Source organism: Terrabacter sp. C0L_2 (assembly GCF_036352015.1).
Classification (GTDB): domain Bacteria; phylum Actinomycetota; class Actinomycetes; order Actinomycetales; family Dermatophilaceae; genus Terrabacter; species Terrabacter tumescens.
Genome location: NZ_CP143557.1, coordinates 3,558,186 through 3,570,393, shown reverse-complemented (window position 1 = coordinate 3,570,393; position 12,208 = coordinate 3,558,186). Strand labels below are relative to the sequence as shown.

The window sequence follows — 12,208 nt, the reverse complement described above, 5'->3', positions numbered from 1 at the left end:
ACATGACGACGACGCTGCTGACGCGGGTGAAGAGCAAGCTCTTCGTCCACGCGCACCGCAAGTCACGCAGCCTGCTCGAGGGGGAGTACGCCTCGGTCTTCCACGGCCGAAGCCTCGACTACGACGACCTGCGCGACTATGTCCCCGGGGACGAGGTGCGCGACATCGACTGGCGCGCGACGGCGCGCCACCAGGCCCCGCTCGTCAAGCGCTACGTCGCGACGCGCAAGCAGAACCTCATGCTTGTCATCGACACCGGTCGCGGCATGGCGGCCACGACCCGGAGCGGCGAGCCGAAGAAGTCGGTCGCCATCGCGGCGGCGGGGCTCGTGGGCTACCTCGCCCAGCGTCACGGTGATCTCGTGGGGCTCGTCCGGGGCACGGCGGCGACGACCGTCGCCCACGACCTGCGCGGGTCGGAGGCCCATCTCGAGCTGTTGCTGCGTGCCGTCGACGCCGCGACGGTCCTCGACGGCGACCAGAGCAACCTCGCGACACAGCTGCGCTGGATCGTCCGGCACGTCCGGCGCCGCCTCGTGCTCCTGGTCGTGGCCGACGACAAGGAGCTCGACCCGACGCTCGACGAGCTGCTGCGCCGGCTGCACGTGCAGCACGAGATCCTGTGGATCACCGTCGAGGACGCGGACCCCACTGCCCTGACCGGCGACCGGACGGCCTACGACGTCGCCGACACCTACACGCTCCCGACCCTCGTGCGCCTGGACCCACGGGTGCGCACGGCGTACGCCGCATCCGTCACCGAGCGCGTGCAGCGCACCGCCGCACTGCTTGACCGCCGCGGCATCAACCACGCCCGCGTCGGCTCGTCCGACGAGGTCGTGGCCACGGTCTTCGCCCTGCTCGAGAGGCAGCGCCGTGCCCGTCGCTGACGCGCCGCCGCCGGGCTTCTACGCCCCCGACCCGTATGCCGCCCGGTGGCTGTGGATCGGCATCGGCATCCTCGCGCTCGTCGCCGCCTGGTACGCCTGGGTCTGGTGGTCGACCCGGGAGCGCAAGGTCGTCGTGCCGCCGCGCGTCGCGCCGGACCGGCTGACGCGGCTGCGTGCGGACTACACGCGCCAGATCGACCTCGTCCTCGCCCGCGCGGCCGCCGAGGAGATCAGCCAGCGCCGGGCGCACCAGCAGCTCAGCGTCCTCGTGCGTCACTTCGTCCAGGAGGTCTCCGGCATCGACGCGCCGACCATGACGTTGACAGAGCTCAACGCGAAGGGTTCGCGGCTCACGCCGGTGTCCGAGGTCGTCGGCACGCTCTACCCGGGCGAGTTCGGGCCGCGCGAGACCGCGACGCTCACCGGCGCCGGCACGGTCGCGAAGCAGGTGGTGGCCCGATGGAGCTGAACGGACCGGACCTCAAGTGGCCGGGAGTCCTCGCCGTCGGCACGCTGCTCGCGGTCGTGATCGCGTATGCCGTGTACCGCCTCATGTCGCGCCGGCAGGCTCGCGCGTCGGCCGCGGTCGCCAACTCGAGCGCGCTGACCGAGCTGCCCGAGTTCCGCAGGGCGCTGCGTCGCCACCGGGTCCGGATGGCGATGCTCGCCGCGAGCGCCGTGCTCCTCGGGGGCGCGGCGCTGGTGGGCGCGGCGCGTCCGCTCGACACGACCGTCGACCGTCCGCAGACCCGCAGTCGCGACATCATGCTGTGCCTCGACATCTCGGGTTCGATGGCCGCCTACGACGCGACGCTGGTCTCGACGTTCAAGACGCTCGTCAAGAGCTTCCAGGGAGAGCGCATCGGCCTCGTCATCTTCAACAGCTCGGCCGCGACGGTCTTCCCCCTCACCGACGACTACGACTTCATCAACGACGAGCTCGACTCGGCGGCGCGTGCGCTCACCGGCGACCCGGCATACGACTCCTTCTTCGCGGGCACCTTCAACGGCCGCGGCACCTCGCTCATCGGGGACGGGCTCGCGACGTGCGTCTCGAGCTTCGACAAGGTCGACCTCCAACGGGCGCGCTCGCTCGTGTTCGCGACCGACAACCACCTCGCCGGACGTCCCATCATCGACGTCGACGAGGCGGGCGCCCTCGCCAAGGCCAAGGGGGTCCGCGTCTACGGGCTCAACCCCGAGGAGGACGGCGCCGACCAGGAGGCCACCGACATGCGCGAGATCGTCACCGGCACGGGTGGGCGCTACTACGCCATGAGCGACCAGTCGGCGATCAAGGGCATCGTGGACTCCGTGCAGGCCCAGGAGGCGACGCTCATCGACGCGGCCTCGCGCTCGCTCTACTCCGACAACCCGACCCTGCCGATCACGCTGGCCGGGCTGGGCCTCGTCGGCGTCATCGGCGCGACGAGGCGGTGGGCGTCGTGAGCCTGCTCCCCGTCGGCCCGTGGCCGGTCCTGCTCGTCCTCATCGTCGCTGCGCTGGCAGCGGTGTGGTGGAACCCGTCGTCGCGCTCGCTGCCGGGGGAGTCGCGGGCCACCCACTGGCGGCTCACCGCCGCGGTGCTGCTGCTCGGCGCGGCTGCTCTGCGCCCTGCCGTCCCGGGCGAGCAGGTCGACACGAGCGCCGCCAACCTCAACGTCTACTTCGTCGTCGACACGACGAGCAGCATCATCGCCGAGGACTACGGCGACGGCAGGCCGCGCATCGAAGGGGTCTCATCCGACATCTCGGCCATCGCGGCCGCCCTGCCCGGAGCTCGCTATTCCGTCGTGACGTTCGACCAGGAGGCGCGCGTGCGCCTGCCGCTCACGACCGACACGACGGCGCTCGACGCGGCGGTGCAGACGCTGCTGCCGGAGTCCTACGAGGTCTCGCGCGGCTCCTCGGTGACCGAGGCGGACGCCCGGCTCAAGACGCTGCTCCAGCAGGCCGACGCCCGCACCCCGGAGCGTGGGCGGGTCGTCTTCTACCTCGGCGACGGCGAGCAGACGGCTGCCGACCCACCGGCGCCCTTCGACATCGACAAGCGGCTCATCAACGGCGGCGCCGTGCTCGGCTACGGCACGACCGAGGGCGGCCGGATGAAGGCCACGCGCTCGCGGTTCGACACGAGCAGCGACTACATCAAGGACCCCGCCACGGGCGAGGACGCGCGCTCGGTCGTCAGCGAGGACACCCTGCGCACCATCGGCGACCAGCTGGGCCTTCGCTACGTCCACCGCGAGGCCGGTGACGCGATCGGGCCGGCCGTCGACGGCATCGACCTCGAGCGGTTCGGCACGAGCGAGCAGATCGAGAAGCAGAAGGTCATGGCCCGGCGCGAGCTGTACTGGCCGCTGCTCATCGGGGTGGCCGGCATCGCCGCCTGGGAGCTCGGGGCCGGGATCACGGCCCTGGTCCAGACCCGTCGCCGGAAGGAGACGAGCGCATGACCCTGCTCGACGACCGCTCGGCCCGGGCCGACACGGCGGCCGACAGTGACGGCGTCGCCGCGACGGGCGTCCGCGGGCGTCTGCGTCTGCGCCGCCGTGGCCGCCGGCCCCTGCCGCCCCACCTGCGCCGTCGTCGCCGCCGTCTGCTGCTCGCCTCCGCGCCGGTCGTCGTCCTGCTCGTCCTCGTGGCCGCGCGCCTCGTCTCGCTCAACCTCGTGCACGCGCAGACGCTCGACGCCTACGAGGCCGGCGACAAGCCCCGGACGCTGCTCTGGGGCGAGCGCCAGGGCTGGGTCAACGTCGTCGAGCAGTTCCGTTCGCCCTTCGCCATCGGTGACGCCCACGTCCTGTCGGGGCACTTCGAGCTGGCCCGCCCGTGGTTCGAGCAGGCCTTCGAACAGGTGCCCAAGGGCGGCATCGACGACTGCAAGGTGCGCGTCAACCTCGGCCTGACGTACGAGGCCCTCGGCGACGCCGCCAAGGCCCGTGAGCGCACCGACGAGTGGAAGCAGTACTACGACAAGGGCATCACGATCACCAAGGAGCGGCCGCCCGTCTGCGAGGCGCCGGAGGGCGGCCAGACGGGCGACCAGCTGCAGCAGGCCCAGCAGCGGATGGAGCAGAAGAACGCCGACGCGCCGCCGAAGGACGAGCCACAGCCCGACCAGCCCCAGCCCGGCCCGAGCCAGCCGGCGGACCCGCAGCCCGATCCCGGCAACACCCCGAGCCAGCAGGAGCAGGACTACCTCAAGGAGCAGCAGCGCCAGAACACCATCGAGCGCAACCAGCAGCAACAGCAGCAGGGTGGCGACGACACGGTGCCCGGCGACAGCTCGCAGACCGTCCCCAAGCCGTGGTGACCGCGGCAGGGCGCGTCCTCGCCTAGAACCACGCCTCGAGGATCGAGGCTCGGTGCTCCATCACCTCGATGGCCTTCTTGCCGCACGACTCCGGCCGGGTGCGACCGACCGGCTCGCGCGTGACACCGACCCGCCAGCGGCGCCCGTCGGCGTGCGTGACGATCACCTCCGAGCCCTCGTCCGACGCCTCGGGCTGGCCGGCCCAGAGGGCGGCGATCCGGGTCTCGCCGGTCTCGGCCCTGACGTGCGACTCCGCGCACTGGGAGACGCCCGGGACGCCGGAGCGCCCGCGGTCGTGCAGCGGACCGAGCAGCTCGGCCGGCAGGTGCCCGGACTCGCTCGCAGCGAGGACCCACTCCGAGGCGGGTTCGTCGAGGCGCGCGAGCGTCTGACCCCATGGGAGCAGCACGGCGGTCGGCGCGAACCGGTGGCCGCCCGTGTGCGAGACCTCCCAGGCCCGCCCGGGCGCGACCCGGGCCGCGTGGGCTGCGAGCGGACGCCCGCGCACCGCGCAGCAGACGTCACGCCGGCCGTTGGTGCACACGAGCAGGGTCGGTGCAGTGGGGCGCGACCCGAGGAGCGAGGCCTGGACGAGCGCCTGGCTGCCGCGGGCCAGGGCGCCCCAGTCGAGACCGAGCAGGTCCCCGACGTCGTCGACCTCGGCCGTCAGCAGCCACGCCTCGTCGGGACGGGCGCCGGCGTGGGCGACGAGCACGTGACGCGGCCCGTCGTGCGCCGGGTGGCCGCCGGGACGACGGACGAGCATGAAACGCCCTCCCGCTCGGCTCGTCCGGGCGTCCAGCTCGGCCCCGAGGTCGCGGTCGAGGTGTGACTCGCGGGCCGCGTCGCGTCCCCAGGGCCCGGGCTGCTCGACGCAGACGAAGAACCGGGCCGTCGCGGCGGTGCCGTAGGCGCTCGTGCCGTCGTGGTCCCACTGCACCGAGCAGGCATCGCTGGCCGGCGTGCCGTACCCCGTCGTCGCAGGGTGCTCGGCGTGCTCCGTCGGCTCAGCGTGCTCAGCGTGCTCGGCGCGCACCGTCTCGGCGGCGGGTTCGACGGCCTCAGAAGACTCGGCGGACGTCGTGGCCTCCGCAGGGGCAGCCGAAGGAACGGACGGCTCGTCCGCGCCCGCGGTTCGCTCCTGGCGCGCGTCGTCGGCCGGCACGTCCGACGCACCGGTGAGGGCGTCGACGACCGAGGTCACCGTCGCCGAGGCGGCCGCCCCGGCTGCGGCGGCTGCCGCGGCGGCCCGTCGGGCTGCCTTCGCGCCCCCGGACGGGCTCACGCGCCGCCCCCGTCCGTGCCGCCGTCGGTCCCGGCGTCGATGGCGCCGGCCTCGGGGCCGGCCGAGCCGTCGGTGGGCGTCACACCGGAGGACTGGTCGGCTGCCGGGGGACCGGCGACGTGCGCGATGACCGCGGTCATCGCGACACCGGAACCGTCCCGTCGGCCGTCGGCCGCGGGCAGCTCGATGGCGACGCCGTTGGCGGCCGCCGCACGAGCCGGCTCGTTGCCGGCGAAGGCGAGCACGAGGGTGTCCTCGCCGCGGAGGAACCGGTGGCACCGGACGCCTCCGGTCGCGCGCCCCTTGGCGGGGTACTCGGCATACGGCGTCACCTTGAGCGAGCCTCCCTCGGTGCCGGGCAGGGCACCGGACGACCCGGAGGACGTGACGACGACGCCCTCCCTGGTCGGGTCGACGACACCGAAGAAGACGACGCGCCCGAAGCCCCCCAGCTTGATCCCCGCCATGCCACCGGCCGAGCGGCCCTGCGGGCGCACGGACTTCGCGGGGAAGCGCAGCAGCTGTGCGTCGCTGGTGAGGAAGACGAGGTCGAGGTCGTCACGGTCGGCGACGGCGGCCCCGACGACCCGGTCGCCGTCCTTGAGGCTGATGACGTCCCAGTCGTTGCTCTTCGGCGCGTCCGGCGTGACGCGCTTGACGACACCGCTGGCGGTGCCGAGCGCCACGACGGGCGCGTCCGCACCGATCGGCACGATGGTCAGCGGCTCCTCGCCCTTGCCGAGGTCGACGTAGGCAGCGAGGGGAGCGCCGCCGGAGAGGCTCGGCGCGCCGTTGGTCGGCGGGAGCGTCGGCAGGTCGAGGGCCGAGAGGCGCACCATCCGGCCGGCGCTCGTGACGAGACCGAACTCGCCGCGGGCGGTCGTGCGCACCGCGCCGATGACGACGTCGTGCTTGGAGCGCGACCCCTCGGTGGTGACCGGCTCGGCGGTGCCGGTGCGGGCCAGCAGGCCCGTGGAGCTCAGCAGCACCCAGCACGGGTCGTCGGCGATCTCGAGCGGCGAGGACGCGGTGGCCGTCGCGCTGGCACCCGAGCTCTCGAGGAGCACGGTGCGGCGCGGCGTGCCGTGGGCCTTGGCGACGTCGGCGAGCTCGGTCGAGACGAGCTTGAGGAGCAGCTTCTCGTTCTCGAGCAGGGCCCGCAGCTCCTCGATGGCGCGCTCGAGCTCGGACTTCTCGTTCTCGAGCTCGATGCGGGAGAACTTCGTCAGGCGGCGCAGCTGGAGGTCGAGGATGTAGTTGGCCTGCAGCTCGGAGAGGTCGAAGACGTCCATGAGCCGCGCGCGGGCGGTCGCGGCGTCGTCGGAGCTGCGGATGACCTGGATGACCTCGTCGATGTCGACGATGGCGATGAGCAGGCCCTCGACGAGGTGCAGTCGCTCCTCGCGCTTGGCGAGCCGGTGTGCCGTGCGGCGCCGCACGACGTCGGTGCGGAAGTCGACGTAGACCTTGAGCAGCTCCTTGAGCCCCATGGTCCGCGGCTGGCCCTCGACGAGCGCGACGTTGTTGATGCCGAAGTTCTCCTCCATCGGCGTCAGCTTGTAGAGCTGCTCGAGGACGGCGTCCGGGTTGAAGCCGTTCTTGATCTCGATGACGAGGTTGAGGCCCTGCGTGCGGTCGGAGAGGTCCTTGAGGTCGGCGATGCCCTGGAGCTTCTTGCCCTGGACGAGGTCCTTGATCTTGTCGATGACCTTCTCGGGCCCGACGAGGTAGGGCAGCTCGGTGACGATGATGCCCTTGCGGCGCGGGGTGATCGACTCGATGCGGGCCGTGGCGCGGGTGCGGAAGCTGCCGCGTCCGGTGAGGTAGGCGTCGCGGATGCCCTCGAGGCCCACGATCTTGCCGCCGCAGGGCAGGTCGGGCCCCGGGACGAACTTCATGAGGTCCTCGAGCGAGCACGTCGGGTTGGCGATGAGGTGCCGCGCGGCGCCGATCACCTCGACGAGGTTGTGTGGCGGCATGTTCGTCGCCATGCCGACGGCGATGCCGGCCGCGCCGTTGACGAGCAGGTTGGGGTATGCCGCGGGCATCACTCCCGGCTGCAGCTGGGTGTCGTCGTAGTTGGGGACGAAGTCGACGGTGTCCTCGTCGAGTCCCGCGACCATGAGCAGGGCCGCGTTGGCCATCCGCGCCTCGGTGTACCTCGCCGCGGCCGGGCCGTCGTCGAGGGAGCCGAAGTTGCCGTGGCCGTCGACGAGCGGCAGCCGCAGCGTGAACGGCTGGGCCATGCGCACGAGGGCGTCGTAGATGGCCTGGTCGCCGTGCGGGTGGTACTTGCCCATCACCTCGCCGACGACGCGCTGGCTCTTGACGTGGCCGCGGTCGGGGCGCAGGCCGAGCTCGTTGGCGCCGTAGAGGATCCGGCGCTGGACGGGCTTCAGCCCGTCACGGGCATCGGGCAGGGCCCGGCTGTAGATGACGCTGTAGGAGTACTCGAGGAAGGCGTTCTGCATCTCCTCCTCGACGTCGATGCCGACGATCTTCTCCTCGAAGTCCTCCGGTGGAGGCGGGGGGGTCTTTCCACGGGCCATGCCGGGTGGTGCTCCTTGCCTAGCGGGTCAACGCCCCATCATCGCGCAGGGCCCTCACGCGTTCTCACCTGCCACGCCGAAACGGCCCCAGTGGGCCACCTCGCGACCGGTGCGCCGGTGGCGACGCAGGCTCGGGCTCCGAGGTCCCGGGACGGCATACCCGATCGACACGACGCCGACGATCGTGCGGGAGGCGGGGACGTCGAACGCCTCGTGGACGGCCGTGTGCCGCTCCGGCGGCACGCCGAAGAAGAGGCTGCCGAGGCCCTCGTCGGTCGCGGTGAGCAGGATGAGGAGCGAGGCCATGCCGGTGTCGACGTCCCAGTAGGGGACGGGCCAGCGCGCCTCGTCCCGGTCGGTCCACCCCTTGTCGGGTGCGGCGTAGCGGTCGAGGTAGGCGTCCTTGTGCGAGAGGCACAGCACGAGCACGGGTGCCTGGCGTATGCCGTCCAGCCACCTGTCGGGGGCCGCGCCCGGTTCCGTGGTGGCCGTCCAGAACGCGTCCCGCTCGGCCGCCGTGCTGAGCACGACGAAGTCCCAGCCCTGGCTGAAGCCGGCGCTGGGGGAGCGGACGGCGTTGGCGAGGCAGCGCTCGACGACCTCACGGGGGACCGGTCGGTCGGGGTCGTAGCGGCGGACCATGCGTCGGGAGCGGACGACCTCGGTGAACTCCATGCGCACAGACTCCCATCTCCCGGGCTCGCCGGGCCGGGCGTGACACCATGACCCCATGGAGGGTGGCGAGCTCGGCGACGACACCGGCGCCATGGAGCGCGTGTCGGCGCACTCCACGGGTGCTCCGGTCGAGTGGGAGGCAGACGTCGTGCTGCGCGACGGCACGGTCGCGCACGTGCGTCCCATCACCCCCGACGACGCCGAGGGCATCCGTCACTTCCACAGCCTGCAGTCCGCCGAGTCGATCTACCTGCGCTTCTTCGCGCCGCTGCGCGAGCTGAGCGACCGCGACATCCACCGGTTCACGCACGTCGACCACCACGACCGCGTCGCCCTCGTGGCCACGCTCGACGGCGAGATCATCGGCATCGGCCGCTACGACCGGATCGACCCGAGGTCGGCCGAGGTCGCCTTCAACATCTCGGACCACTACCAGGGCAAGGGCATCGGCTCGGTCATGCTCGAGCACCTCGCCGCGATCGCGCAGGAGATGGGCATCAACCGGTTCGTCGCCGAGGTGCTGCCGCAGAACCGCAAGATGCTGACGGTCTTCAAGGAGGCCGGCTACGAGGTCACGCACCACATCGAGGACGGCGTCGTCGAGGTGTCCTTCGACATCTCGCCCACCGAGCAGAGCAAGGCCGTGCAGCTGTCGCGCGAGCACCGCGCCGAGGCTCGGAGCATGCACACGATCCTCTTCCCGGAGCGGGTCGCGATCATCGGCGCGAGCCGACGCGAGGAGTCGATCGGGGCCCTCGTCATGCGCAACATCCTCGCTGCCGGCTACCAGGGCGAGCTCTACCCGATCCACCGGGTGGCCGAGCAGATCCAGGGCGTGCCGGCCTACCCCTCGATCCACGACGTGCCCCACCCGGTGGACCTCGCCATCGTCGTGGTGCCCGCTGCGCAGGCCGTCGACGTCGTCAAGGACTGCGGCAAGGCCGGGGTCAAGGCGCTCCTGGTCCTGTCGGCCGGCTTCGCCGAGGCGGGCGAGGAGGGGATCCGCCTGCAGGAGAAGCTCCGTCGCCGGGTGCGCCGCGCCGGCATGCGCATCGTGGGCCCCAACAGCTTCGGGATCGTCAACAACGACCCGGCGGTGCGGCTCAACGCCACGCTCGCGTCGGTCATCCCGAGCAAGGGCCGGCTGGGCCTGTTCGCGCAGAGCGGCGCGCTCGGCGTCGCCGTGCTGGCCTCGGCCGCGCGGCGTGGCCTCGGCATCTCCGTCTTCGCCTCCGCCGGCAACCGCGTCGACGTCTCCGGCAACGACCTCATGCAGTACTGGATCGACGACCAGGAGACCGACACGGTCGGGCTCTACCTCGAGTCGATGGGCAACCCCCGCAAGTTCTCGCGCATCGCCCGGGCGCTCGCCGCCGTCAAGCCGGTCGTCGTCGTCAGCTCGGGCGTCTCGAGCTTCGCCGCCCCGCCCGGACACCGCACCCGCGTCACCAACGTGCCGCCGCAGGCCTTCCGCGCGCTGCTGCGCCAGGCCGGCGTCATCCGCGTCGAGAACGTCCACCAGCTCTTCGACGTCGCGCAGCTGACCCTCCACCAGCCCCTGCCCAAGGGCGACCGGGTCGCCATCGTCGGCAACTCCGACGCCCTCGGTGCGCTGAGCGCCAGCGCCTGCCTCAGCTGGGGCCTGAAGGTCACCCACGGGCCGGTCTCCCTGCAGCCGCAGGCCTCCGCCGAGGAGTTCGCGGCAGCCCTCGACGCAGCGTTCGCCGACCCGGAGGTCGACAGCGTCGTCGCGGCCTTCATACCGCCCCTCGTGACCCCGGACGAGGAGGTGCACATGGCCGTGCGCAACATCGTCGCCGATCACGAGAAGCCTTGTGTGGCAACGTTCCTCGGCATGCGGGGCGTGGGCGACGGGCTGTCCTACGAGCAGGGCGGTGTGCGTCGCTCGGTGCCGGCGTACTCCATGCCCGAGGACGGCATCCGCGCGCTCAACGCCGTGACGCGGTATGCCCTGTGGCGCCAGCGCGACCGCGGCACCCCGGTCGCTCCCGTGGGTATCGACCGGCTCCGTGCGGAGTCGCTCATCGAGGGCTACCTCGCGGGCAGTCCCGAGGGCCGCGCGCTGACGCGCGAGGAGGCGCGCGAGCTGCTCAGCGCCTACGGCATCCGCGTGTGGCCCGCGGTGGAGGTCTCGGGAGTCGACGCCGCGGTCGCGGCCGCGACCGAGCTGACGTTCCCCGTCATCCTCAAGTCGACGTCGCCGGTGGTGCGCCACCAGCCCGGGCTCGTCGGGGTCCGCGGCGACCTCGTCGACGCCGAGGCGGTCCGCGACGCGCACGCCTCGCTCAGCCAGCGTCTCGGGCCCCTGGGCGCCGACCGGTTCGTCGTCCAGCGCATGGCGGTGCCCGGCGTCTCGTGCGTCATCCGTGCGAGCGAGGACCCGCTCTTCGGCCCGGTCGTCAGCTTCTCGGTCGCCGGGCCGCCCACCGAGCTGCTCGACGACGTGGCCCACCGCATCCCGCCGCTCACCGACGTGGACGTCACCGACCTCATCGACGGCGTCAAGGCGGCGCCCCTGCTGAGCGGTCACCGGGGAGCGGCGCCCGTGCACCGGGCGGCGCTCGCCGACCTCATCGCCCGCCTCTCGGTGCTCGCCGACGACCACCCGGAGCTGTCGTCGGTCGAGCTGAACCCCGTCAACGCGTGGACCGGTGGCGTCGACGTGCTCGGTGCCGAGGTCGTCGTGCGTCCTGCGCTGGTGCGCAAGGACCCCGGCCGGCGGCGGATGACCTGACGCGTACGCGACGGGGTGCCGACGAGGACGACGCCCGGCGCTGCTGATGAGCGCGGCAGGCCACGGCTGTGGGCTGCCGCGACGGAGCCATCGCCCACCAGTGCAAGGATGGGGTCATGCGACGCGCGATCCCGGGCACCGGCCAGGCCCTTCCCGAAGACCTCACCGAGGCGATCACCCGTGCCGGCTACTACCCCTCGCTCGTCTGCGACGTCGTCGAGTCGGCCATCGCCGACGACGAGGTCGTCTCGCACCTCGTGCACCAGGAGACGACCTTCGACCACGAGACGGTGCGTCGTCACGTCACCGTCCTCGTCGTGACCCCGCTGCGCCTCGTCATAGCGCACGCCGACGACCACGCCGAGTCCGAGGACAAGCTCATGGCGACGGCCACCACCGAGACGGTGCCGCTCGCCGCCGTCCGCGGCGTCATGCTGACGCACGTCGTGGCCCAGCCCGACACCTTCACTCCGGGCACGCACGGCCGCGACCTCACGCTGACGCTCGGCTGGGGCGCCGTCAGCCGGCTCGACATGATCCCGGCCCAGTGCGGCGACCCCGACTGCACGGCCGACCACGGCTTCGAGGGCACCATCGCCTCCGACGACATCTCCCTGCGCATCAGCTCGGCCGCCGACGGCGAGGACGCCGTCGGCCGGGCCATGCACTTCGCCCGCGTGCTCTCGGCGAGCATCGGCGGCGGCACGGCCCACTGACCGGGTCGCCGTGCCTGCCGAC

General features: G+C 72.4%; 10 protein-coding genes. 7 read left to right on the top strand and 3 right to left on the bottom strand.

Features of this window, described 5'->3' with window-relative positions; all coding sequences use genetic code 11:
• Positions 1-2: 2 nt before the first annotated feature.
• Genes U5C87_RS16425 through U5C87_RS16405 form a run of 5 tightly spaced genes read left to right on the top strand, consistent with a single transcriptional unit; the run spans position 3 to position 4,206 of the window.
• Positions 3-890 (top strand): DUF58 domain-containing protein, encoded by an 888-nt coding sequence (locus U5C87_RS16425; protein ID WP_330473583.1) that lies wholly within the window; start codon positions 3-5, stop codon positions 888-890.
• Positions 877-1,359, top strand: coding sequence for a hypothetical protein (locus tag U5C87_RS16420; protein ID WP_330473582.1), 483 nt, complete (start codon positions 877-879; stop codon positions 1,357-1,359). Before U5C87_RS16425 ends, U5C87_RS16420 begins: the two co-directional genes overlap by 14 nt.
• Positions 1,350-2,339: a VWA domain-containing protein gene (locus tag U5C87_RS16415; RefSeq protein WP_330473581.1), complete on the top strand. Its 990-nt coding sequence runs from the start codon at positions 1,350-1,352 to the stop codon at positions 2,337-2,339. The genes U5C87_RS16420 and U5C87_RS16415 overlap by 10 nt, the downstream gene beginning before the upstream one ends.
• Positions 2,336-3,346, top strand: a complete 1,011-nt coding sequence (locus U5C87_RS16410; protein ID WP_330473580.1) for a VWA domain-containing protein — start codon at positions 2,336-2,338, stop codon at positions 3,344-3,346. Before U5C87_RS16415 ends, U5C87_RS16410 begins: the two co-directional genes overlap by 4 nt.
• The gene (locus U5C87_RS16405) at positions 3,343-4,206 is read left to right on the top strand and encodes a hypothetical protein (RefSeq protein ID WP_330473579.1); all 864 of its coding nucleotides are present in this window, start codon (positions 3,343-3,345) and stop codon (positions 4,204-4,206) included. The genes U5C87_RS16410 and U5C87_RS16405 overlap by 4 nt, the downstream gene beginning before the upstream one ends.
• Before the next feature lie 22 nt (positions 4,207-4,228).
• On the opposite strand, the gene U5C87_RS16400 is transcribed toward U5C87_RS16405, so the two are convergent.
• Genes U5C87_RS16400 through U5C87_RS16390 form a run of 3 tightly spaced genes read right to left on the bottom strand, consistent with a single transcriptional unit; the run spans position 4,229 to position 8,715 of the window.
• On the bottom strand, positions 4,229-5,491 hold the full coding sequence (locus U5C87_RS16400; protein WP_330473578.1) for a sucrase ferredoxin: 1,263 nt from the start codon (positions 5,489-5,491) through the stop codon (positions 4,229-4,231).
• Positions 5,488-8,040: a DNA gyrase/topoisomerase IV subunit A gene (locus tag U5C87_RS16395; protein WP_330473577.1), complete on the bottom strand. Its 2,553-nt coding sequence runs from the start codon at positions 8,038-8,040 to the stop codon at positions 5,488-5,490. Before U5C87_RS16395 ends, U5C87_RS16400 begins: the two co-directional genes overlap by 4 nt.
• A 54-nt stretch (positions 8,041-8,094) precedes the next feature.
• Positions 8,095-8,715, bottom strand: coding sequence for a nitroreductase family protein (locus tag U5C87_RS16390; RefSeq protein WP_330473576.1), 621 nt, complete (start codon positions 8,713-8,715; stop codon positions 8,095-8,097).
• 55 nt (positions 8,716-8,770) lie between these two features.
• On the opposite strand from U5C87_RS16390, the gene U5C87_RS16385 reads away from it, so the two are divergent.
• Both U5C87_RS16385 and U5C87_RS16380 read left to right on the top strand, forming a co-directional pair.
• A complete protein-coding gene (locus U5C87_RS16385; protein ID WP_330473575.1) occupies positions 8,771-11,470 on the top strand; it encodes a bifunctional acetate--CoA ligase family protein/GNAT family N-acetyltransferase in 2,700 nt (899 codons plus the stop codon).
• A gap of 116 nt (positions 11,471-11,586) precedes the next feature.
• Complete coding sequence (locus tag U5C87_RS16380) at positions 11,587-12,186, top strand: DUF5998 family protein (RefSeq protein WP_030146259.1); 600 nt, start codon at positions 11,587-11,589, stop codon at positions 12,184-12,186.
• The last annotated feature ends 22 nt before the right edge of the window (positions 12,187-12,208 follow it).